Genomic DNA, 22,426 nt, shown 5'->3' with positions numbered 1-22,426 from the left:
AATGCATTGACATTCGCTGCCTAGGCAGTAGTATTTCGCCAGCTCTCTGCCTAGGCAGCTTTTTGGTGGTTCGATGAAGCATTTCACGTCTGACAACTTCAACTCCGGTCTCATGGGTCTGTTGATCGGGCGCATGAACGCGCTCAAAGATCGCCTGCTGGACACGCATCTGGTGCCGTACGGTGTGACCGCATCGCAGTTTAAAGTGTTGGTTATCATTGCCCAGTTTTCTGCCGACACCCCGGCCGACCTGTGCCGTCACCTGTCCCTCGACAGTGGCTCAATGACTCGCATGCTGGACCGCCTTGAACAAAAAGAACTGATCACCCGCACCCGCTCGGACACTGATCGGCGCCAGGTACATCTGGCGTTGACCGAAGAGGGGAAAACGCTTTCGGACCGCCTTCCGCAGATCGGTGCCGAGGCCATGAACGACCTGTTGGGTGCGCTCGAACCGGCCGAATTGCAGAGCCTTGAGCAGATACTGACCAAGGTGCTGGTGGCGGCCGATGATCAGATCACTATTGCCCGTCTAGGCGTTAAAGCGACAGGTGGGAAATGAGTAACCTGACTCTGCGGACCTCAGTGAGTCTGGTGTTTCTCGCCATGAGCCTGGCCGGGTGCGCCAGTTACCGTGGTCTTGGCCCCGAAGGCACACGCCTGGATGCGAAAAACCTCCAGGCCGCGCAGACGCTCGATGGCGTGACGTTGTCGCCCGCCGTCTGGCCGAAAAGCGATTGGTGGAAAAGCCTCGGTGACCCGCAACTCGATGGTCTGATCAGTGAAGCATTGCGCGACAGCCCAGACATGCAAGTTGCCAGTGCCCGGGCGCATCAGGCCAGCGCCGCGGCGTATGCCACCGACGCTGCACGGATGCCGACCGTTGATGCCGAGGGGGGTATCAGTCGTTCACGTCTGGCTCGCGATCAGAGCCCGACAGGCGAGGGTGGTACCTACTCTACCGTGCGTAATCTGGGTGTGAATTTCAATTACACCTTCGACCTGTGGGGCGGCCAACGCGCCACGTGGGAAGCTGCACTTGGCCAGGCACGTGCCGCCGAAGTCGATCAGCAAGCCGCGCAACTGACCCTCGCGGCCGACGTTGCCCGCGCCTACAGCGACCTTGGTCAGGCCCATGTGGTTCATGATCTGGCGGCTGACGACTTGAAACGCACCCAACAAATGCTTGAACTGGGTGACCGTCGTCTGAAGTCCGGGATCGACAGTCGCTATCAGTTCCAGCAGACCCAAAGTCTCGAAGCCAGTTCTGAAGAACAACTGATCAATGCCGCAAAACGTCTGCGTAGCGCGAAAATAGCCTTGGCGGTGTTGCTGGGCAAAGGGCCGGACCGGGGTGAAGAGATCGCCCGTCCTAAGGTTCTCCAGCCCAGTGCAGTTGCCTTGCCGTCGGCGCTGCCAGCTGAGCTGCTCGGGCGTCGTCCCGATCTGGTGGCCGCGCGTTGGCGGGTGGAAGCCGCGAGCAAAAGTATTGTCGCTGGCAAAACCCGCTTTTACCCAAACCTGAACCTGAGCGCTGCCGCAGGCACCGAGTCTTTGCTGGGTGACGCGCTGTTCGGTTCGGCCAGCCGCTTCTTCAATATCGCGCCTGCCGTGTCCTTGCCGTTGTTCGACGGCGGACGCCTGCGCGCCGATCTTGATGCTCGCGATGCCGATTACGACCTGGCCGTCGCGCAGTACAACAAAAGCCTGGTTCGGGCGTTGGGTGATGTCAGCGACACGCTCTCTCAACTGCGTGCCATCGGTGGTCAGATCGACGCCAAACAGCGCGCCACCGACATCGCTCAAGACTCCTACAACACGGTGGTCCAGCGATTTGGCTCGGGGATAGGCAACTACCTCGATGTGCTGAGCATTGAACAGCAATTGCTCCAGTCACAACGCCAACTGGCGGATCTCAACGCCGAACGAATCGATTTGTCGATCCAGTTGATGCAGGCACTGGGCGGAGGCTTTCAAGGCGAAAGCCAAGGCCTGAACACCCCATCAACCGCTTCGCTGACTGAATAACTCAAGGTAATCGTCATGGCTACTGCCGCTACCGAAAAGACGTCTGTACACGACCCAAAAGCTCAGAACGAAGTTCAGAACAAAGATCGGGATCAGAACCCGCGCAAGCGCAAGATCTGGCTGCTGGTGGTCCTGATGCTGGTGATCCTCGGCGGTCTCGGTATCTGGGGCTGGTATGAAATCTACGGGCGCTGGAACGAAAGCACTGATGACGCCTACGTAAACGGCAACGTGGTGGTCATTACCCCGCTGGTCACCGGGACGGTGGTGAGCATCGGCGCCGACGATGGCGATCTGGTTCGAGAGGGCCAGGTGCTTATCCAGTTCGACCCGAGCGATGCCGAAGTCAGCCTGCAAAGCGCCGAAGCCAATCTGGGCAAGACGGTGCGCCAGGTGCGCGGCCTTTACAGTAATGTCGACGGGATGAGGGCCCAGCTGGCCGCGCAACGGGCCGAGGTGCAGAAAGCCCAGGACAACTACAACCGCCGCAAGAATCTTGCCGCAGGCGGGGCGATCTCTCTGGAAGAGTTGTCCCATGCTCGCGACGACCTGACGACCGCGCAAAATGCGTTGAACAACGTCCAGCAGCAATTGGCTACCAGCTCCGCGCTGGTGGACGACACGGTGGTGTCCTCGCACCCGGATGTGAAAGCAGCTGCCGCGCAGTTGCGTCAGGCTTACTTGGGTAACGCCCGCAGCACCTTGATTGCCCCGGTCACCGGCTACGTAGCCAAGCGTACCGTGCAGTTGGGCCAGCGGGTTCAACCCGGCACCGCGTTGATGGCGGTGATTCCTCTGGATCAGCTGTGGATCGATGCCAACTTTAAAGAAACCCAGCTGGGCAAAATGCGCATCGGTCAGTCGGTGGACATTGAATCTGACCTGTACGGCAGTGACGTGAAGTTCAGCGGCACGGTTGACAGCCTGGGTGCCGGCACGGGTGGCGCGTTTGCCTTGCTGCCGGCGCAGAACGCCACCGGTAACTGGATCAAGATCGTGCAGCGCGTGCCGGTGCGGATTCACATCAACGCCGAGCAGTTGAAAGAGCATCCGTTGCGTATTGGCCTGTCGACCGTGGCCAACGTCAACCTGCACGATCAGAGCGGCCCGGTACTGGCACAGCAACCGCCGCAGAAGGCCTCGTTCAGTACCCATATCTACGAAGAACAACTGGCCGACGCCGACGCCCTGATCACGCGTTTGATCCACGATAACAGCGCCAACAACAGCAGAACGGTTCAGCGCTGATTCGCCAATCCGTCCGCTCCGGCCCTGTGGCTGGAGCAACGTTCAAGTGTTAAAGGATTCGCGATGAGCTCGACCGCCCCGGCCTCTTTTACGCCGCCCAGTTTGTTGATGTGCACCATCGGCCTGTCGCTGGCGACCTTTATGCAGGTGCTCGACACCACCATCGCCAACGTCGCTTTGCCGACCATCTCCGGTAATCTGGGGGTGAGTTCGGAGCAGGGCACGTGGGTCATCACCTCGTTTGCGGTCAGTAACGCGATTGCCTTGCCGCTGACCGGTTGGCTCAGCCGCCGGGTGGGCGAGGTAAAACTGTTTATCTGGGCCACCGTGCTATTCGTGATGGCGTCGTTTTTGTGCGGGATTTCCCAGTCGATGCCAGAGCTGGTGGGTTTTCGCGTGCTGCAAGGGGTGGTCGCCGGTCCGCTGTACCCCATGACCCAAACGCTGCTGATTGCGGTTTATCCCCCGGCAAAAAGGGGGATGGCGCTGGCATTGCTGGCGATGGTCACGGTGGTGGCGCCCATTGCCGGGCCGATCCTTGGTGGATGGATCACCGACAGCTACAGCTGGCCATGGATTTTCTTCATCAACATTCCAATCGGTCTGTTCGCTGCGTTCGTTGTGCGCACACAAATGCGTACGCGGCCGGTGGTTACCAGCCGACAACCCATGGATTACGTCGGCCTGTTGACGTTGATCGTGGGTGTAGGTGCGTTGCAAATCGTGCTCGACAAGGGCAATGATCTGGACTGGTTCGCGTCCAGCTTCATCGTGATAGGCACCGTCATTTCAGTGGTCTTCCTGGCAATATTCATCATTTGGGAAATGACCGACCGGCACCCCATCGTCAATTTGCGCCTGTTCGCCTTTCGCAACTTCCGCATCGGTACCATCACCCTGGTGGGGGGCTATGCCGGATTCTTCGGCATCAACCTGCTACTGCCGCAATGGCTGCAGACACAGATGGGCTATACCCCGACCTATGCCGGGCTGGCGGTGGCGCCCATTGGTATTCTGCCGGTGTTGATGTCGCCCTTTGTCGGAAAATACGCGCACAAATTCGACCTGCGGCTGCTCGCCGGGCTGGCGTTTTTTGCGATAGGGCTGAGCTGCTTCATGCGCGCCGATTTCACCAATCAGGTTGATTTTGAGCATATCGCACTGGTGCAGCTCTTTATGGGGGCTGGCGTGGCGTTGTTTTTTATGCCGACGTTGACCATCTTGCTGTCTGACTTGCCGCCTGACCAGATCGCCGATGGCTCGGGGCTGGCGACGTTTCTGCGGAACCTGGGAGGGAGTTTTGCCGCATCGCTCACCACCTGGATCTGGATTCGGCGGGCGAATCAGCACCATGCCTATTTGAGCGAAAACATCAGCACCTATGAGCCCGCGACCCGCGACGCGCTGAACAATCTGGGCGGGGCGGGCAGTCAGGCCTACGCGCAACTCGAGGGGATGCTCAACAGTCAGGCGTACATGATGTCGACCGTCGACTACTTCCACATGCTGGGCTGGGCTTTTATGGGCTTGATCGTGCTGGTGTGGATGGCCAAACCACCGTTTACGGCGAAGGCTGGACCGCCGGCGGGGCATTGAGGGTCACCAGAAGCAGGTCTGTGGTTCTCCGAAAATTCATGGTGGCGGGCTGGCAACTACGCGTCCCGCCGCGATGGTGTCAGTGAGTCAGCGCCGGTACCGGCACAAAATCAAACGCCGCCAACTGAAACCCCTGTTCATCCACCTGCAACGCCCAGCCCTGACGATCCCAATCCCCCAGGACAATCCGCTTCGCCGCATCGTTGCCGATCAGCAGTTTATGGATCGCCGGACGATGGGTGTGACCGTGGATCAGCGTGCGCACACCGTATTGCGCCATGATCCGTGGGATTTCCTCGGGCGTAACGTCGACGATGTCGTTGGCTTTCATGCGGGTCTGTGCGCGACTTTCGCTGCGCAGTTTGCGCGCCAGTTTGTGCCGCGTGCCCAAGGGCAAATGACGCAAAACCCATAAGGTCAGCGGGTTGCGCAGGTAACGGCGCATGCGCATGTAGGCTTCGTCGCGGGTACACAGGCTGTCACCATGCATCAGCAGCACAGGCTCGCCATTGAGCTGGACCACGCTTGGGTCCTTCAACAAGGTGCAACCCGCCGCCTTGCAGAACGCCTTACCGATCATGAAGTCGCGATTGCCGTGCATCAGGAACACCAGCGTGCCGCTGTCGCTCAGTGCGCGCAGGGCTTGGCAGATAGACAGTTGGAACGGCGACATGGCGTCATCGCCGATCCATGCCTCGAAAAAGTCCCCGAGGATGTACAGCGACTCGGCCGTGCGGGCCCGGCCGTCGAGTAATTCCAGAAACGCCCGGGTGATGTCCGGCCGCTGCTCTTCCAGGTGCAGATCAGAGATCAGCAATATCACTCAATGATCTCGGCTTTCACGATGATCACGTCTTCGGCGGGCACGTCCTGATGACCGGCTTTCATGGTGGTCGCCACGCCTTTGATCTTCTCGACCGTGTCCATACCCTCTACCACTTCACCAAAGACGGTGTAGCCCCAGCCTTGAACGGTCGGTGCAGTGTGGTCAAGGAAATCGTTGTCGCCCACGTTGATGAAGAACTGCGAGGACGCCGAATGCGGCTCCATGGTGCGGGCCATGGCCACGGTGCCTTTTCGGTTGGAAAGGCCGTTGTTGGCTTCGTTTTTGATCGTGGCGCGGGTTTTCTTTTGTGCCATGCCCGGCTCGAAACCGCCGCCCTGGATCATGAAATTGCTGATCACACGATGGAATATAGTGTTGTCGTAATGGCCTTCTTTAACGTACTGCACAAAGTTGGCTACGGTTTCCGGCGCTTTATCGGCGTTCAGTTGCAGGACGATGTCGCCGTGGTTCGTGCTCAGTTTGACTTTGGACATTTTAAAAATCACTCGTTTTGAATTCGTGGAAGGCGCGCGCTGGTCGCAACACCTTGACAGCTTCGGCTATGATAAGCGCTTTGATTTAGTCGGCCTACCCTGGCCGCGCACTTGTACGTTCAAGGATCCTATGAGCAAGCCCACTGACTCCACTGCGAATTCCAAGGCAGGTCCTGCTGTCCCGACCAATTTCCTGCGCGCAATCGTGCAGGCAGACCTGGACTCTGGCAAGCACACCCAGATCGTGACCCGTTTCCCGCCTGAGCCCAACGGTTACCTGCACATCGGCCACGCCAAGGCGATCTGCGTGAACTTCGGTCTGGCTCAGGAGTTCGGTGGCGTAACGCACCTGCGTTTCGATGACACCAACCCGGCCAAGGAAGACCAGGAATACATCGACGCCATCGAAAGCGATGTGAAGTGGCTGGGTTTCGAGTGGGCCGGCGAAGTGCGTTATGCCTCGCAATACTTCGATCAATTGCATGAGTGGGCCATCGTACTGATCAAGGCTGGCAAGGCGTTCGTCTGCGACCTGAGCCCCGAGCAGTCCAAGGAATACCGCGGTAACTTGATCGAGCCTGGCAAGAACAGCCCGTTCCGTGAGCGTAGCGTCGAGGAAAACCTGGACCTGTTCGCCCGGATGAAGGCTGGCGAGTTCAAAGACGGTGAGCGTGTACTGCGGGCCAAGATCGACATGGCTTCGCCGAACATGAACCTGCGCGACCCGATCCTGTACCGGATTCGCCATGCGCATCACCATCAGACCGGCGATAAGTGGTGCATCTACCCGAACTATGACTTCACCCACGGTCAGTCGGACGCCATCGAAGGCATTACCCACTCGATCTGTACCCTTGAATTTGAAGGCCATCGCCCGCTGTACGACTGGTTCCTGGACAACCTTCCAGTGCCGAGCCATCCGCGTCAGTACGAGTTCTCGCGTCTCAACCTGAGCTACACCGTCACCAGCAAGCGCAAGCTCAAGCAACTGGTCGACGAGAGGCATGTGCATGGCTGGGATGACCCGCGCATGTCGACTTTGTCGGGGTTCCGTCGTCGCGGCTACACTGCGGGCTCGATCCGTAACTTCTGCGAGATGGTCGGCACCAACCGTTCCGATGGCGTTGTCGATTTCGCCATGCTCGAATTCAGCATCCGTGATGACCTCGACCACAGCGCACCACGTGCCATGTGCGTGCTGCGTCCGCTGAAAGTCGTGATCACCAACTACCCGGAAGGCCAGGTCGAGAAGCTCGAGTTGGCGCGTCACCCGAAAGAAGACATGGGTGTACGTGAACTGCCGTTTGCGCGCGAAATCTACATCGACCGTGATGACTTCATTGAAGAGCCGCCAAAAGGCTACAAGCGTCTTGAGCCCAATGGCGAAGTGCGCCTGCGTGGCAGTTACGTGATTCGCGCCGACGAAGCGATCAAGGACGCCGACGGCAACATCGTCGAACTGCATTGCTCGTACGATCCGGAAACCCTGGGTAAAAACCCTGAAGGGCGCAAGGTCAAAGGCGTGGTGCATTGGGTGCCGGCAGCGGCAAGCCTCGAGTGCGAAGTACGTTTGTACGATCGTCTGTTCCGCTCGCCGAGCCCGGACAAAGCGGAAGACGGCGACAGCTTCCTGGACAACATCAACCCTGATTCCCTGCAAGTGCTCACGGGTTGCCGTGCTGAGCCGTCATTGGCGCAAGCGCAGCCGGAAGACCGTTTCCAGTTCGAGCGCGAAGGTTATTTCTGCGCGGACATCAAGGACTCGAAACCCGGTCAGCCAGTGTTTAACCGTACTGTGACGCTGCGTGACTCATGGGGTCAGAGCTAAGGAATCATCGTGCTCTCAATTTACAACACGCTCACCAAGAGCAAAGAAGTCTTCAAACCTCTGGACGGCAACAAGGTGCGGATGTACGTGTGCGGCATGACCGTATATGACTTCTGCCACCTTGGGCACGGCCGCAGCATGGTTGCGTTCGATCTGGTCACTCGCTGGTTGCGCTTCAGCGGGTATGACTTGACCTATGTACGCAACATCACCGATATCGACGACAAGATCATCAATCGTGCGCGTGAAAACGGCGAGTCATTCGAGGCGCTCACCGCACGCATGATCGATGCGATGCACGAGGACGAGGCGCGGCTGAACATTCTGCCGCCGGACATGGAGCCGCGCGCGACCGATCATATCGCGGGCATGCACGCCATGATCCAGACCTTGATCGACAAAGGTTATGCGTACGCCCCGGGCAACGGCGACGTGTATTACCGCGTCGGCAAGTTTGTGGGTTACGGCAAGCTGTCGCGCAAGAAAATCGAAGACCTGCGCATCGGTGCGCGGATCGAAGTGGATGAGTCCAAGGATGATCCGCTGGACTTCGTGCTATGGAAGGGCGTCAAGCCGGGCGAGCCAAGCTGGGATTCACCGTGGGGCGCTGGGCGTCCGGGCTGGCACATTGAATGTTCGGTGATGTCGACTTGCTGCCTGGGCGAGACCTTCGATATTCATGGCGGCGGCAACGATCTCGAGTTCCCGCACCATGAAAACGAAATCGCCCAGAGCGAGGCGGCCACGGGCAAGCCGTACGCCAACGCTTGGATGCACTGCGGCATGATCCGCATCAATGGCGAGAAGATGTCCAAGTCCTTGAACAACTTCTTCACCATTCGCGACGTGCTGGAGAAATACCAGCCGGAAGTGGTGCGCTATCTGTTGGTGTCCAGCCATTACCGCAGCTCGATCAACTACTCCGAAGACAGCCTGAAAGAGTCCAAGGGCGCGTTGGAACGTTTCTATCACGCCCTTAAAGGCTTGCCTGCCGTAGCGCCTGCCGGTGGCGAAGCGTTCGTCGAACGTTTCTCCGCGGCGATGAACGACGACTTTGGCACGCCGGAAGCCTGCGCGGTGCTGTTCGAGATGGTGCGCGAAATCAACCGTCTGCGTGACACCGATCTGGCGGCAGCTGCGGGCTTGGCGGCACGTCTGAAAGAATTGGCCAGTGTGTTGGGTGTTTTGCAGCTTGAGGCGGATGACTTTTTGCGTGCAGGCGCAGAGGGTCGGGTCGATGCGGTTGAAGTCGAAGCGCTGATCCAGGCCCGATTAAGCGCTCGTGCCAACAAGGACTGGGCCGAATCGGATCGCATTCGCGCCCAGCTCACCGCGATGGGGGTGGTGTTGGAAGACGGCAAGGGTGGAACGACCTGGCGTCTGGCGGACTGACTGTTGAACCATAAAAAACGGCACCCGAGGGTGCCGTTTTTTATGCCTGATCCCGCGCACTCAGACGTGCAGGGTTTCCGCGGCGTACAAGGTGTTTTCCAGTAGGCAGGCACGGGTCATCGGGCCAACGCCGCCCGGTACCGGGGTGATCCAGCCGGCGCGGGGCAGGGCGGTTTCATACACCACGTCACCGACCAGCTTGCCGTCTGCCTGACGATTGATGCCGACGTCGATCACGATCGCGCCTTCCTTGATCCACTCGCCTTTGACCAGGCCGGGCTTGCCGGCAGCGACAACCACGAGATCAGCACGGCCGATATGGCCTGGCAGGTCGCGGGTGAATCGGTGCGTGACAGTGACCGTGCAGCCGGCCAGCAACAACTCCATCGCCATCGGACGTCCGACGATGTTACTGGCGCCAACGATGACGGCATCCATCCCGTAAAGATCGACACCGGTGCTTTCCAGCAAGGCCATGATGCCCTTGGGGGTGCAGGGGCGCAGCAGGGGGATGCGTTGCGCCAGCCGACCGACGTTATAAGGATGGAAGCCGTCCACGTCCTTGTCCGGGCGAATGCGCTCCAGCAATTTTGAGGCATCCAGATGCGCGGGCAGTGGCAGTTGCACCAGAATGCCGTCGATATTTGGATCGTCGTTGAGGCGATCGATCAGGTCGGTCAGCTCATCCTGCGAGGTGTCGGTAGGCAAGTCATAGGCTTTGGAATTGAAGCCGACTTCTTCACAGTCTTTACGCTTGTGCGAGACATAAACCTGGGACGCGGGGTCGTTGCCAACCAGAATCACCGCGAGGCCCGGTGTACGCAGGCCCTGTTCGCGACGCTCGGTGACACGTTTAGCGATCTGCTGGCGCAGGCCGGCTGCGATCGCTTTACCGTCGATTAGTTTTGCTGTCATGACGCGTGATTAACCATCGAAAGGGATTGAAAAAGAGCGCGCATTCTCGCATGCCATGGCGCGAGGGCAAAGGCGCTTGGTCTGTATATTCCTCTAACTCCTTTATCTAACTGAATTTTTTTCGAAAAAGAGTTGACGACCTCGGGGCTCGTCTATAAGATTCGTCGCACTTGTCGGGCACAGCCTAGCACTGGTTAAGAACGTCGGGCAGAGTTGTAGATTGGCTCAGCGTGACTGAAGCTCTTAATTTGTAATCGGTTAATGAATACAGATTAAATAAGCGCCCGTAGCTCAGTTGGATAGAGCATCCGCCTTCTAAGCGGATGGTCGCAGGTTCGAGTCCTGCCGGGTGCGCCATTTAGGCAACTTTGGCACAAGTAATGTTGCATCGGTCACACGCTATATGGTGGGCGTAGCTCAGTTGGTAGAGCACGGGATTGTGACTCCCGTTGTCGAGGGTTCGATCCCCTTCGTCCACCCCATATTCGAAAGGCGCCTGACTTAAAAATCCGGCGCCTTTGCTTTAAAGGCTTGAAGCGCGGACGTGGTGGAATTGGTAGACACACTGGATTTAGGTTCCAGCGCCGAAAGGTGTGAGAGTTCGAGTCTCTCCGTCCGCACCAAGATACAAGCTTTGTGAAATGCCCGCGGCATTCATAAAGCAACAGAAAGCCGCCTAGTGCGGCTTTTTTTTGTTTCGGAATATTGAAAGTTTCGCCCGGCGCGACCACTCGCTTCGCCTGTTTTCTCTGGCGTTCAGCGATTTTTGGTTGATGCAGAGAGCTGGCGACGCATCAGGGGTTCCTTATGTGGGGTGTGCCAGACGCGTCGCTTGCTGCCTTGCGTCAATCGTTCGCAATGGGCGTCGTCGCCCCCCTGCCGGCTGCTTGATTTCATGCTGCTTACTTACCCTTTTCAGTGGGGTGACTTCTTGAGTTTGACCCACTAGAATGCATGCCCTTGATTCTGGGGTCGGAAACGGCCGGCTAACGTCTGTGCAACGAGGAATATCCATGCAAGTTTCTGTTGAAAATACTTCCGCTCTTGAGCGCCGCATGACCATTGGCGTGCCTGCCGAACGCATCGAGACTGAAGTCAACAAGCGTCTGCAGCAGACTGCCCGTAAAGCTAAGATCCCAGGCTTCCGTCCTGGCAAAGTGCCTATGAGCGTGATCCGTCAGCGTTATGAAGATGGCGCTCGTCAGGAAGCGCTGGGCGATCTGATTCAGGCAACGTTTTACGAAGCAGTGGTTGAGCAGAAGCTCAATCCAGCTGGCGCACCTTCTGTAGAGCCAAAAACCTTTGAAAAAGGTAAAGACCTGGAATACGTGGCTACTTTCGAAGTATTCCCGGAATTCACGGTTGCAGGCTTCGAGTCCATCGCTGTCGAGCGTCTGAGTGCAGACGTGGCTGACGCCGATCTGGACAAAATGCTGGAAATCCTGCGCAAGCAAAATGTTCGTTTCGAAGTCACTGAGCGTGCCGCTCAGAACGAAGATCAACTGAACATCGATTTCGTTGGCAAGGTTGATGGCGAAGTGTTTGCTGGTGGCTCTGCCAAAGGTACTCAGCTGGTTCTGGGTTCCGGTCGTATGATCCCTGGCTTCGAAGACGGTCTGGTTGGCGCTAAAGCCGGCGAAGAGCGTGTTCTGAACCTGACCTTCCCGGAAAACTACCAGAACCTGGAGCTGGCCAATAAGGCCGCCGAGTTCACCGTGACGGTCAACACTGTTTCCGAGCCTAAATTGCCTGAGCTGAACGAAGAGTTCTTCACTCAGTTCGGCATCAACGAAACGGGTATCGACGGTTTCCGCACCGAAGTTCGCAAGAACATGGACCGTGAGCTGCGTCAGGCGATCAAGTCCAAGGTCAAGAATCAGGTGATGGACGGCTTGCTGGCCTCCAACCCGATCGAGGTGCCTAAAGCACTGCTCGAAAACGAAGTGAACCGTCTGCGCGTGCAGGCTGTTCAGCAGTTCGGCGGCAACATCAAGCCGGATCAACTGCCAGCCGAGCTGTTCGAAGAACAAGCCAAGCGCCGTGTAGAGCTGGGCCTGATCGTTGCTGAAGTGGTCAAGCAGTTCGACCTCAAGCCTGATGATGCCCGTGTTCGCGAGATGATCCAAGAGATGGCATCGGCTTACCAAGAGCCTGAGCAGGTCGTGTCCTGGTACTACAAGAACGACCAGCAACTGAACGAAGTGCGTTCGGTTGTGCTGGAAGAGCAAGTTGTGGATACTGTTTTGCAGAAAGCTAGCGTGACCGACAAATCGGTCTCTTACGAAGAAGCAGTCAAGCCGGTAGAAGCTCCACACGCCGACTGATTTTTTCTCTCGTTCGAAAACACCCATAAGCCAGCCTTCGCGCTGGCTTATGTGTATTCAAGAAATGACTATTTGGGAGTGAATGCGAGACATGTCCCGCAATTCTTATATTCAGCAGAACTCTGACATCCAGGCCGCTGGCGGCCTGGTCCCGATGGTTATCGAGCAGTCCGCCCGTGGCGAACGCGCCTATGACATCTACTCGCGCCTCCTCAAGGAGCGGGTGATCTTTCTGGTAGGTCCAGTAGAAGACTACATGGCCAACCTGATTGCGGCGCAGCTGTTGTTCCTTGAAGCCGAAAACCCGGACAAGGACATCCATCTCTACATCAACTCACCAGGCGGTTCGGTGACTGCGGGCATGTCGATCTACGACACCATGCAGTTCATCAAGCCAGACGTGTCGACCATTTGCATCGGTCAGGCCTGCAGCATGGGTGCTTTCCTGCTGGCTGGCGGCGCCGCTAAAAAGCGTTACTGCCTGCCAAACTCGCGAATGATGATTCACCAGCCACTGGGCGGCTTCCAGGGGCAGGCATCGGATATTGATATCCATGCCAAGGAAATCCTGTCCATTCGTGCTCGCTTGAATGAAATTCTCGCATACCACACCGGGCAAACGATTGAGACCATCGAGCAAGACACCAATCGGGATAACTTCATGGGCGCCGGGCGCGCTGCTGAATACGGTTTGATCGATCAGGTTCTTACTCAGCGTCAAATGGCTCGCTAAGCAGCTCAATCGTAGGTGGTTGGAACAACTGACCACCTGCGGACTTGAAAAAGCCCGCAATAGCCTTCATCTTGTGTTGCAAGCCTACCGGATTGGATCGATCGAATGACTGACACCCGCAACGGCGAGGACAACGGCAAATTGCTCTATTGCTCCTTCTGTGGCAAAAGCCAGCATGAAGTGCGCAAATTGATTGCCGGCCCCTCGGTTTTTATCTGCGACGAATGCGTCGACCTGTGCAACGACATCATCCGAGAGGAGGTGCAAGAAGCCCAGGCCGAAAGCAGCGCGCATAAATTACCATCGCCTAAAGAAATCAGCGGCATCCTTGATCAGTATGTGATTGGTCAAGAACGTGCAAAAAAGGTTCTGGCAGTAGCGGTGTACAACCACTACAAGCGTCTGAACCAGCGCGACAAGAAGAATGATGATGTTGAACTCGGTAAAAGCAACATCCTGCTGATTGGCCCAACCGGCTCCGGCAAGACGCTGCTCGCTGAAACATTGGCTCGTTTGCTCAATGTGCCGTTCACCATCGCGGACGCCACCACCCTGACCGAAGCTGGTTATGTGGGGGAGGACGTGGAAAACATCATTCAGAAACTGTTGCAGAAATGTGACTACGACGTAGAAAAAGCCCAGATGGGCATTGTCTACATCGATGAAATCGACAAGATTTCGCGCAAATCCGACAACCCTTCGATTACCCGCGATGTTTCCGGCGAGGGTGTGCAGCAAGCCTTGCTGAAGCTGATTGAAGGCACCGTGGCTTCCGTTCCTCCTCAAGGGGGTCGCAAGCATCCACAGCAGGAATTCCTGCAGGTGGACACGCGTAACATCCTGTTTATCTGCGGTGGCGCTTTCTCGGGCCTCGAAAAGGTTATTCAGAGCCGCTCCACTCGCGGCGGCATCGGCTTCAATGCCGAAGTACGCAGCAAGGACGAAGGCAAGAAGGTTGGCGAATCGCTGCGTGAGGTTGAGCCTGACGATCTGGTCAAGTTCGGTCTGATTCCAGAGTTTGTTGGCCGTCTACCTGTTCTGGCGACGTTGGACGAATTGGATGAGGCTGCTTTGATGCAGATTCTCACCGAGCCGAAAAACGCGCTGACCAAGCAGTATGCAAAACTGTTCGAAATGGAAGGTGTGGAACTCGAGTTCCGTGCTGATGCACTGAAATCGATCGCCAAACGCGCACTTGAGCGCAAAACAGGCGCTCGCGGTCTGCGTTCCATTCTCGAAGGTGTTCTGCTCGACACCATGTACGAGATCCCCTCGCAGTCCGAGGTGAGCAAGGTGGTGATCGATGAGAGCGTCATCGAGGGCACGTCCAAGCCGTTGTTGATTTACGAAAACAGCGAGCCGGTTGCCAAGGCTGCCCCAGACGCGTAAGTGAAGCTGCTGCGTTGACAGGTAATAAAGAAGGGGCCTTCGGGCCCCTTCTGCTTTTCCTGCGCCAGAGCTTGTTTTTTTAAGACGCTACCCCCATCTTGACCTCAAGCTAACTTCCATATGTTCCGGCCTTATGGCCGCCGTAGAGGCGAAATCATGAAGACAACCATAGAATTGCCTCTCCTGCCATTGCGCGATGTCGTGGTTTATCCGCACATGGTTATCCCGCTGTTTGTGGGGCGCGAGAAATCTATCGAAGCCCTCGAGGCCGCGATGTCTGGGGATAAGCAGATTCTGTTGCTCGCGCAAAGAAACCCTGCAGACGACGATCCAGGTGAAGAGGCTCTTTATAGCGTCGGCACCGTTGCAACCGTGTTGCAGCTGCTCAAGTTGCCTGATGGCACCGTTAAGGTGTTGGTCGAAGGCGAGCAGCGTGGCGCTGTCGAACGTTTCATTGAGGTCGATGGCCATTGCCGCGCTGAAGTGACCTTGATTGACGAGGTCGATGCCCCTGATCGCGAATCTGAAGTGTTCGTGCGCAGCTTGCTGGCCCAGTTCGAGCAGTATGTGCAGTTGGGCAAAAAAGTCCCGGCTGAAGTCTTGTCATCTCTCAATAGCATTGATGAGCCGGGCCGCCTGGTCGATACCATGGCCGCGCACATGGCGCTGAAAATCGAGCAGAAGCAGGCCATTCTCGAAATCGTCGACCTGCCTGCACGGGTAGAACACGTATTGGCTTTGCTGGATGCCGAAATTGATCTGTTGCAGGTCGAGAAGCGCATTCGCGGCCGCGTCAAAAAGCAGATGGAGCGCAGCCAGCGCGAGTACTACCTGAATGAGCAGATGAAGGCCATTCAGAAAGAGCTGGGTGACAGTGACGAAGGTCACAACGAAATCGAAGAGCTGAAAAAGCGCATTGACGCTGCCGGCTTGCCTAAGGACGCCTTGACCAAAGCGCTGGCTGAGCTGAACAAGCTCAAGCAGATGTCGCCGATGTCGGCTGAAGCGACCGTGGTGCGTACCTACATCGACTGGTTGGTGCAAGTGCCGTGGAAGGCTCAGAGCAAGGTGCGTCTGGACTTGGTTCGTGCTGAAGACATTCTTGATGCCGACCACTATGGTCTTGATGAGGTCAAGGAACGCATCCTTGAATACCTCGCCGTGCAAAAACGCGTGAAGAAAATTCGCGGTCCGGTTTTGTGCCTGGTAGGTCCGCCGGGTGTGGGTAAAACGTCTCTCGCAGAGTCGATTGCCAATGCGACTAACCGCAAGTTCGTGCGTATGGCCCTCGGTGGTGTGCGTGATGAAGCGGAAATTCGTGGTCATCGCCGGACATATATCGGTTCCATGCCGGGAAGATTGATACAAAAGATGACGAAAGTGGGCGTGCGCAACCCGCTGTTTTTGCTCGACGAAATCGACAAGATGGGCAGTGATATGCGCGGCGATCCGGCCTCTGCATTGCTGGAAGTGCTCGACCCTGAGCAGAACCACAACTTTAACGACCATTACCTGGAAGTCGATTACGACCTTTCCGACGTGATGTTCCTGTGCACCGCGAACTCGATGAACATTCCTGCGGCATTGCTGGACCGGATGGAAGTCATCCGGCTGCCTGGCTATACCGAAGACGAAAAAATCAACATCGCGATCAAATACCTGTCGCCAAAACAGATTCAGGCCAACGGCTTGAAAAAAGGCGAGGTTGAGATAGACGAGGAAGCAATTCGCGACATCGTCCGCTACTACACCCGTGAAGCGGGTGTGCGGAGTCTGGAGCGGCAAATCGCCAAGATCTGTCGCAAGGCGGTGAAGGAACACTCGCTGGAAAAACGCTTCCAGGTCCGCGTTACTGCGGAAATGCTTGAGCATTTCTTGGGTGTGCGCAAATTCAGCTACGGTTTGGCCGAGCAACAGGATCAAATCGGACAGGTGACAGGCTTGGCGTGGACGTCGGTGGGCGGCGAATTGTTGACCATCGAAGCGGCCGTGGTGCCTGGCAAAGGCCAGTTGATCAAGACCGGTTCGCTGGGTGATGTGATGGTCGAATCCATCACCGCTGCCCTGACCGTTGTGCGCAGTCGTGCGAAAAGCCTGGGAATCCCCGTGGACTTCCATGAGAAGCGTGACGTTCATATCCATATGCCAGAAGGAGCCACCCCGAAAGACGGCCCTAGCGCTGGCGTAGGTATGTGCACGGCCCTTGTTTCAGCGCTAACACAGATCCCGGTCCGTGCTGACGTGGCAATGACCGGTGAAATCACCCTGCGGGGGCAGGTTCTGGCCATCGGTGGTTTGAAGGAAAAACTGCTTGCGGCGCACCGTGGCGGAATCAAAACGGTGATCATTCCTGAAGAAAACGTACGGGACTTGAAAGAGATTCCGGACAATATCAAACGGGACCTGCAGATTAAACCGGTTAAATGGATTGACGAGGTCCTGCAAATTGCGCTGCAATACGCGCCGGAGCCCTTGCCGGATGTGGCCCCGGAGATGGTTGCGAAGGACGAAAAGCGCGAGACTGACTCTAAGGAGAGAATCAGCACGCATTAGCCTGAATGACCTTCCTTGACAGCTTTTTAGAGCCCTTGTTATAAAGCGGCTCTTAAAGTGTCTGTTCTTCATTCAGCACTCGTTTTTGTCTACACCAAAAAACTTAGAAACATACTCAATAGATATAAGGGGACTTAGAGTGAACAAGTCGGAACTGATTGATGCTATCGCTGCATCTGCTGATATCCCGAAAGCTGCTGCTGGCCGTGCGCTGGACGCAGTAATCGAATCCGTCACTGGCGCTCTGAAGGCTGGCGACTCTGTGGTATTGGTAGGGTTTGGTACTTTCTCCGTAACAGATCGTCCTGCTCGTATCGGTCGTAACCCGCAGACCGGCAAGACGCTGGAAATCGCAGCAGCTAAAAAACCAGGTTTCAAAGCCGGTAAAGCCCTGAAAGAAGCTGTTAACTAAGTTTCTTTCAAGCCTTTGCCCATCCAGGACCTGGTCATTCTTGTCCTGGCAGCGGAGCGGTAGTTCAGTCGGTTAGAATACCGGCCTGTCACGCCGGGGGTCGCGGGTTCGAGTCCCGTCCGCTCCGCCAGTTACGAGAAGGCGCATCCTCGGATGCGCCTTTCTTCTATCCGGATTCCACCCACGCTCCGCGGTTGGTTAATCTTTACAACCGTTCTGGGGGACGCATGCTGCAAAATATCAGGGACAATTCCCAAGGCTGGATTGCCAAGACGATCATTGGGGTCATCGTGGCATTGATGGCCTTGACCGGTTTTGACGCCATTTTCAGGGCCACCAGCACGAGTCAGGATGCTGCCAAGGTCAATGGTGAAGAAATCACGACAAACGAGCTGAGTCAGGCGGTCGATATGCAACGCCGTCAGCTTATTCAGCAGTTGGGCAAGGATTTCGATCCTGCGCTGCTGGATGACAAAATGTTGCACGACGCAGCCTTGAAAGGGCTGGTTGATCGCAAGTTGTTGCTGCAAGGTGCAGCCGATTCGAAATTTGCTTTCTCCGAAGCGGCTCTGGATCAGCAGATTTTGCAGACACCTGAATTTCAGGTAGACGGCAAATTCAGCGCTGACCGTTTCGATCAGGTGATTCGTCAACTGGGCTTCAGCCGTTTGCAATTCCGCCAAATGCTGACTCAGGAAATGCTCATTGGTCAGTTGCGTGCCGGTTTGGCAGGTAGCGCTTTCGTGACCGATGCTCAGGTTGATGCGTTCGCTCGTCTGGAAAAACAGACTCGCGATTTCGCCACGCTGACATTCAAAGCGGACACTGCGGCCGCGAAAGTGACCGACGATGAAGTCAAAGCGCATTACGACGAACACGCCAAAGAGTTCATGAGCCCGGAGCAGGTCGTACTCGACTACATCGAATTGAAGAAGTCTTCTTTCTTTGATCAGGTTGAAGTCAAAGACGCCGATTTGCAGGCGGCTTATCAGAAAGAAATCGGCAACCTTGCCGAGCAGCGTCGTGCTGCGCACATTCTGATCGAAGTGAATGACAAACTGAACGAAGCTCAGGCCAAAGCGAAGGTTGAAGAGATTCAACAGCGCTTGGCCAAAGGTGAGGATTTCGCGGCCCTGGCCAAGGAGTTTTCCCAGGACCCGGGTTCGTCCAGCAAAGGCGGTGACCTGGGTTACGCGGGCAAGGGTGTCTATGATCCGGCTTTCGAAAAGGCGCTGTATGACCTGAAGAAAGATCAGGTCTCGGGTCCGGTACGCAGCGACTACGGTTGGCACTTGATCAAGTTGTTGGGCGTTGAAGCACCGTCGGTGCCGAGCTTCGCCAGCTTGAAAGACAAGCTCACCCACGAATTGAAAAGCCAGCAGGTCGAGCAGCGTTTCGTTGACGTGACCAAGCAGCTTGAAGATTCGGCGTTCGAAGCGTCCGATCTGGTGCAGCCAGCTCAAGAACTGAAACTGAAAGTGCAAACCACTGCGCCATTTGGTCGAGAGGGCGGTGAAGGCCTGACCTCCAACCGTGCAGTGATCCAGGCCGCGTTCAGCCCGGAAGTGCTTGAAGAAGGCTCCAACAGTGCTCCGCTGGAACTTGATCCGGAAACGGTTGTGGTCGTACGGATGAAGGAACACCGTCAGCCAGAGCAGCTGCCACTTGAAAGCGTTGCCAGCAGCATTCGTGCGCAGCTGATCAAGAATCACGCCACCGAAGCGGTCAAGACCAAAGGTGCCGAGCTGGTTGCAGGTCTGCGCGATGGCAAGATCGCTCTCGCTGCGAAGCAGAACGGTCAAAGCTGGAAAGTCCTGGAAGCGGTCACCCGCAGTCAGGAAGGCATCGATCCGGTGGTTCTGCAGGCGTTGTTCCGCATGCCCAAGCCTCAAGGCAAGGACAAGCCGTCCTACACCAGCCTGACGTTGGCTGATGGCAGCTTCGTGGTGGTGCGCCTTAATGGTGTCAACGAAGCCGCAGCACCGACAGCCGATGAGAAGGCCCAGTACCGTCGCTTCCTCGCCTCGCGTGCCGGTCAGCAGGATTTCGCTGCTTACCGCGCACAGCTGCAAAGCAAAGCGAAGATCACCCGTTACTGACGTCTGATCCCGCGACAAAAAAGAAGGCCGCTCAATGAGTGGCCTTTTTTTGTCTGAAGTTTTTTGTGCCTGAACAGACGCTTTCGCAACTCCCGTAGGGCCGAACACAAAAAGCCCGCCGTTCGTGAGAACGGCGGGCTTTTTGGGTGCCGCGCGTTGAGTTTTTACTCTTCGAGGTTGCCCATCGCGGTGGTGTTGAAGCCGCCGTCGACGTACATGATCTCGCCGCTGATGCCGGACGCGAGGTCCGAGCACAGGAACGCGCCGGCGTTGCCGACTTCATCGATGGTCACGTTGCGACGCAGCGGTGTTTGCGCTTCGTTGGCAGCGAGCATTTTGCGGAAGTTCTTGATGCCGGAGGCGGCGAGGGTGCGGATCGGGCCAGCCGATACTGCGTTCACTCGTGTGCCTTCCGGGCCAAGGCTACCGGCCAGGTAACGTACACCGGCTTCCAGGCTGGCCTTGGCCATGCCCATCACGTTGTAGTTAGGCATGGTGCGCTCTGCACCCAGGTAGGACAGGGTCAGCAGGCTGCCGTTGCGGCCTTTCATCATTTCGCGACCGGCCTTGGCCAATGCGACGAAGCTGTAGGCGCTGATGTCGTGAGCGATGCGGAAACCTTCGCGTGTTGTCGCTTGGGTGAAGTCACCGTCAAGCTGGTCGCCAGGGGCGAAGCCAACCGAGTGAACGATCACGTCCAGGCCATCCCACTTCTTGCCCAGTTCTTCGAAGACCTTGGCGATCTCTTCGTCGCTGGCCACGTCGCAAGGGAAGCACAGTTCCGGGCCTGAGCCCCAACCTGCTGCGAACTCTTCGACACGACCTTTCAGTTTGTCGTTCTGATACGTGAAGGCCAGCTCTGCGCCCTCGCGATGCATGGCGGCAGCGATGCCGGATGCGATGGACAGTTTGCTAGCGACACCGACGATCAGGACGCGCTTACCGGCGAGAAAACCCATGTGTTGTTCCTCTTCAGGTTAATCGACAGCTACCGGTGCCAAAAAGGCGGCTTCCAGCAGCTGCTGTGTATAGGTATGTTGCGGTGCGGCAAAAATGCTGCGCGCCGCACCCTGTTCAACGACTTTCCCCTGCTTGACCACCATAAGCTGGTGGCTAAGCGCTTTGACTACCGCCAGGTCATGGCTGATAAACAAATAGGTCAGGTTGTACTTTTTTTGCAGTGAGCGCAGTAGCTCCACCACTTGGCGCTGAACGGTCCGGTCGAGCGCCGAGGTGGGCTCGTCCAGCACAATCAGCGCCGGTTTTAACACTAATGCCCGGGCAATGGCGATTCTCTGCCGTTGCCCGCCGGAAAATTCGTGAGGGTAGCGGTACCGGGTTTCCGGGTCCAGGCCTACCTCCTTGAGCGCTTCGATGATGGCGAGTTCCTGTTCAGCCTCTGTGCCCATGCCATGGATACGCAGGCCCTCACCCACAATTTCGCCTACGCACATGCGGGGGCTCAGGCTGCCGAAAGGGTCCTGAAACACCACCTGCATTTGCCGACGCAGCGGACGAATCTCCTTTTGCGTCAGGCAGTCTAGCGTTTTGCCTTGAAACCGTATGGCGCCCTTGCTACCTATCAGCCGAAGAATCGCCAGACCCAGCGTCGATTTGCCCGAGCCGCTTTCACCGACAATCCCCAAGGTATGCCCTTGGGGCAGGCTGAAGGTGATGCCATCGACTGCTTTGACATGATCGACGGTTTTTTTGAACAGGCCTTTCTTGATCGGAAACCACACCCGCAAGTCATCGACTTCGAGCAGCGGCGCGCCAGCAACGTTGTCCACCGGGCCGCCACTGGGCTCGGCACCCAGCAATTCTTGTGTGTACGGATGCTGAGGTGAACGGAACAGCTCCTCACATGACGCTTGTTCGACGATGCGACCGTGCTGCATGACACATACCCGATGTGCAATTCTCCGAACCAGGTTCAGATCGTGGCTGATCAGGAGCAGCGCCATGCCCAGTCGGGCCTGCAGTTCGGTGAGCAATTTGAGGATTTTCAGCTGTACCGTCACGTCGAGTGCGGTGGTCGGTTCGTCGGCGATCAGCAGTTCAGGCTCGTTGGCCAAGGCCATGGCGATCATCACACGCTGTCGCTGGCCGCCTGAGAGCTCGTGTGGCAGAGCTTTGAGTCGTTTCTCGGGCTCGGTTATACCCACCAGCTCAAGCAGCTCCAGTGTGCGCAGGGTGGCTTCCTTGCCCTGCAAGCCTTTATGCAGACCGAGGACTTCATTGATTTGCTTCTCAATGGACTGCAGCGGGTTAAGTGAGGTCATCGGCTCCTGGAAAACCATGGCGATCCGGTTGCCACGGATCGCGCGCAACCTTTTTTCGCTCAGCGTCAGCAGGTCGTGCCCGGCGTAGTAGATGGTCCCGCTGGGATGGCGCGCCAGCGGGTAGGACAGCAGGCGCAGAAACGAGTGCGCGATGACTGATTTGCCAGAACCGCTTTCGCCGACCAGCGCCAGGGTTTCGCCCCGGCGGATATCGAAGCTGATGCCTTCGACCACGCGATGGACCTGCTCGCCGGTAACGAACTCGACGGCGAGATCGCGGACTTCGATCAAATTGTCCTTGTTCATC

Annotated in this window: 17 protein-coding genes and 4 tRNA genes; 16 read left to right on the top strand and 5 right to left on the bottom strand. The window is 56.9% G+C overall.

Going from position 1 to position 22,426, the window contains the following annotated elements:
- The first annotated feature begins 73 nt into the window (after positions 1-73).
- The 4 genes from RGU44_RS11615 to RGU44_RS11600 all read left to right on the top strand — a co-directional run bounded on the left by RGU44_RS11615 (position 74) and on the right by RGU44_RS11600 (position 4,872).
- Positions 74-562, top strand: a complete 489-nt coding sequence (locus tag RGU44_RS11615) for a MarR family transcriptional regulator (RefSeq protein WP_322178262.1) — start codon at positions 74-76, stop codon at positions 560-562.
- Positions 559-2,028, top strand: coding sequence for an efflux transporter outer membrane subunit (locus tag RGU44_RS11610; RefSeq protein ID WP_322178263.1), 1,470 nt, complete (start codon positions 559-561; stop codon positions 2,026-2,028). The genes RGU44_RS11615 and RGU44_RS11610 overlap by 4 nt, the downstream gene beginning before the upstream one ends.
- Positions 2,029-2,043: 15 nt before the next feature.
- A complete protein-coding gene (locus tag RGU44_RS11605) occupies positions 2,044-3,276 on the top strand; it encodes an HlyD family efflux transporter periplasmic adaptor subunit (RefSeq protein WP_322217215.1) in 1,233 nt (410 codons plus the stop codon).
- Between the two features lie 63 nt (positions 3,277-3,339).
- On the top strand, positions 3,340-4,872 hold the full coding sequence (locus RGU44_RS11600) for a DHA2 family efflux MFS transporter permease subunit (RefSeq protein WP_322217212.1): 1,533 nt from the start codon (positions 3,340-3,342) through the stop codon (positions 4,870-4,872).
- Positions 4,873-4,951: 79 nt separating this feature from the next.
- Here the strand turns inward: RGU44_RS11600 and lpxH are convergent, their stop codons facing one another.
- Together lpxH and RGU44_RS11590 are read right to left on the bottom strand one after the other, a co-directional pair.
- On the bottom strand, positions 4,952-5,695 hold the full coding sequence (lpxH, locus tag RGU44_RS11595; RefSeq protein ID WP_322178266.1) for a UDP-2,3-diacylglucosamine diphosphatase: 744 nt from the start codon (positions 5,693-5,695) through the stop codon (positions 4,952-4,954).
- The gene (locus RGU44_RS11590) at positions 5,692-6,192 is read right to left on the bottom strand and encodes a peptidylprolyl isomerase (RefSeq protein WP_322178267.1); all 501 of its coding nucleotides are present in this window, start codon (positions 6,190-6,192) and stop codon (positions 5,692-5,694) included. Before RGU44_RS11590 ends, lpxH begins: the two co-directional genes overlap by 4 nt.
- 130 nt (positions 6,193-6,322) lie before the next feature.
- On the opposite strand from RGU44_RS11590, the gene RGU44_RS11585 reads away from it, so the two are divergent.
- Together RGU44_RS11585 and cysS are read left to right on the top strand one after the other, a co-directional pair.
- Complete coding sequence (locus RGU44_RS11585; protein WP_322217210.1) at positions 6,323-8,020, top strand: glutamine--tRNA ligase/YqeY domain fusion protein; 1,698 nt, start codon at positions 6,323-6,325, stop codon at positions 8,018-8,020.
- Positions 8,021-8,029: 9 nt separating this feature from the next.
- Positions 8,030-9,412, top strand: coding sequence for a cysteine--tRNA ligase (gene cysS, locus RGU44_RS11580; RefSeq protein WP_322217208.1), 1,383 nt, complete (start codon positions 8,030-8,032; stop codon positions 9,410-9,412).
- A 60-nt stretch (positions 9,413-9,472) separates the two neighbouring features.
- Here the strand turns inward: cysS and folD are convergent, their stop codons facing one another.
- Positions 9,473-10,327: a bifunctional methylenetetrahydrofolate dehydrogenase/methenyltetrahydrofolate cyclohydrolase FolD gene (folD, locus tag RGU44_RS11575; protein ID WP_322178270.1), complete on the bottom strand. Its 855-nt coding sequence runs from the start codon at positions 10,325-10,327 to the stop codon at positions 9,473-9,475.
- A 280-nt stretch (positions 10,328-10,607) separates the two neighbouring features.
- On the opposite strand from folD, the gene RGU44_RS11570 reads away from it, so the two are divergent.
- From RGU44_RS11570 to RGU44_RS11525, 10 genes are all read left to right on the top strand, one after another.
- A tRNA-Arg gene (locus tag RGU44_RS11570) sits at positions 10,608-10,684 on the top strand.
- Positions 10,685-10,733: 49 nt separating this feature from the next.
- Positions 10,734-10,809: transfer RNA gene (locus RGU44_RS11565), tRNA-His, on the top strand.
- Positions 10,810-10,865: 56 nt separating this feature from the next.
- Positions 10,866-10,950, top strand: a tRNA-Leu gene (locus tag RGU44_RS11560).
- Positions 10,951-11,340: 390 nt separating this feature from the next.
- On the top strand, positions 11,341-12,651 hold the full coding sequence (gene tig, locus RGU44_RS11555; RefSeq protein ID WP_322217206.1) for a trigger factor: 1,311 nt from the start codon (positions 11,341-11,343) through the stop codon (positions 12,649-12,651).
- Positions 12,652-12,742: 91 nt separating this feature from the next.
- A complete protein-coding gene (gene clpP / locus RGU44_RS11550; protein WP_322178272.1) occupies positions 12,743-13,384 on the top strand; it encodes an ATP-dependent Clp endopeptidase proteolytic subunit ClpP in 642 nt (213 codons plus the stop codon).
- A 105-nt stretch (positions 13,385-13,489) separates the two neighbouring features.
- On the top strand, positions 13,490-14,773 hold the full coding sequence (clpX, locus tag RGU44_RS11545; RefSeq protein ID WP_322178273.1) for an ATP-dependent Clp protease ATP-binding subunit ClpX: 1,284 nt from the start codon (positions 13,490-13,492) through the stop codon (positions 14,771-14,773).
- A gap of 156 nt (positions 14,774-14,929) precedes the next feature.
- Positions 14,930-17,326, top strand: coding sequence for an endopeptidase La (gene lon, locus RGU44_RS11540; RefSeq protein ID WP_322217203.1), 2,397 nt, complete (start codon positions 14,930-14,932; stop codon positions 17,324-17,326).
- 139 nt (positions 17,327-17,465) lie between these two features.
- The gene (locus RGU44_RS11535) at positions 17,466-17,738 is read left to right on the top strand and encodes an HU family DNA-binding protein (protein WP_002552737.1); all 273 of its coding nucleotides are present in this window, start codon (positions 17,466-17,468) and stop codon (positions 17,736-17,738) included.
- A 53-nt stretch (positions 17,739-17,791) separates the two neighbouring features.
- Positions 17,792-17,868: transfer RNA gene (locus tag RGU44_RS11530), tRNA-Asp, on the top strand.
- Positions 17,869-17,965: 97 nt separating this feature from the next.
- Entirely contained in the window at positions 17,966-19,837 is a 1,872-nt protein-coding gene (locus RGU44_RS11525; protein WP_322217201.1) for a SurA N-terminal domain-containing protein, read from the top strand.
- A 164-nt stretch (positions 19,838-20,001) separates the two neighbouring features.
- Here the strand turns inward: RGU44_RS11525 and fabI are convergent, their stop codons facing one another.
- Entirely contained in the window at positions 20,002-20,796 is a 795-nt protein-coding gene (gene fabI / locus RGU44_RS11520) for an enoyl-ACP reductase FabI (protein ID WP_219061472.1), read from the bottom strand.
- An 18-nt stretch (positions 20,797-20,814) separates the two neighbouring features.
- The gene (locus RGU44_RS11515) at positions 20,815-22,425 is read right to left on the bottom strand and encodes an ABC transporter ATP-binding protein (protein WP_322217199.1); all 1,611 of its coding nucleotides are present in this window, start codon (positions 22,423-22,425) and stop codon (positions 20,815-20,817) included.
- Position 22,426 lies beyond the last annotated feature (1 nt).

Source organism: Pseudomonas sp. 5C2, from assembly GCF_034314155.1.
Classification (GTDB): Bacteria; Pseudomonadota; Gammaproteobacteria; order Pseudomonadales; family Pseudomonadaceae; genus Aquipseudomonas.
This window is presented reverse-complemented; position numbering and strand designations above follow the sequence as displayed.

What these genes read in the sequence shown, in the direction of transcription:
- RGU44_RS11615 (WP_322178262.1), top strand. Translation starts at nt 74, where the DNA reads ATGAAGCATTTCACGTCTGACAACTTCAACTCCGGTCTCATGGGTCTG.
- RGU44_RS11610 (WP_322178263.1), top strand. Translation starts at nt 559, where the DNA reads ATGAGTAACCTGACTCTGCGGACCTCAGTGAGTCTGGTGTTTCTCGCC.
- RGU44_RS11605 (WP_322217215.1), top strand. Translation starts at nt 2,044, where the DNA reads ATGGCTACTGCCGCTACCGAAAAGACGTCTGTACACGACCCAAAAGCT.
- RGU44_RS11600 (WP_322217212.1), top strand. Translation starts at nt 3,340, where the DNA reads ATGAGCTCGACCGCCCCGGCCTCTTTTACGCCGCCCAGTTTGTTGATG.
- RGU44_RS11590 (WP_322178267.1), bottom strand. Translation starts at nt 6,192, where the DNA reads ATGTCCAAAGTCAAACTGAGCACGAACCACGGCGACATCGTCCTGCAA.
- RGU44_RS11585 (WP_322217210.1), top strand. Translation starts at nt 6,323, where the DNA reads ATGAGCAAGCCCACTGACTCCACTGCGAATTCCAAGGCAGGTCCTGCT.
- folD (WP_322178270.1), bottom strand. Translation starts at nt 10,327, where the DNA reads ATGACAGCAAAACTAATCGACGGTAAAGCGATCGCAGCCGGCCTGCGC.
- tig (WP_322217206.1), top strand. Translation starts at nt 11,341, where the DNA reads ATGCAAGTTTCTGTTGAAAATACTTCCGCTCTTGAGCGCCGCATGACC.
- clpP (WP_322178272.1), top strand. Translation starts at nt 12,743, where the DNA reads ATGTCCCGCAATTCTTATATTCAGCAGAACTCTGACATCCAGGCCGCT.
- clpX (WP_322178273.1), top strand. Translation starts at nt 13,490, where the DNA reads ATGACTGACACCCGCAACGGCGAGGACAACGGCAAATTGCTCTATTGC.
- lon (WP_322217203.1), top strand. Translation starts at nt 14,930, where the DNA reads ATGAAGACAACCATAGAATTGCCTCTCCTGCCATTGCGCGATGTCGTG.
- RGU44_RS11525 (WP_322217201.1), top strand. Translation starts at nt 17,966, where the DNA reads ATGCTGCAAAATATCAGGGACAATTCCCAAGGCTGGATTGCCAAGACG.
- fabI (WP_219061472.1), bottom strand. Translation starts at nt 20,796, where the DNA reads ATGGGTTTTCTCGCCGGTAAGCGCGTCCTGATCGTCGGTGTCGCTAGC.
- RGU44_RS11515 (WP_322217199.1), bottom strand. Translation starts at nt 22,425, where the DNA reads ATGAACAAGGACAATTTGATCGAAGTCCGCGATCTCGCCGTCGAGTTC.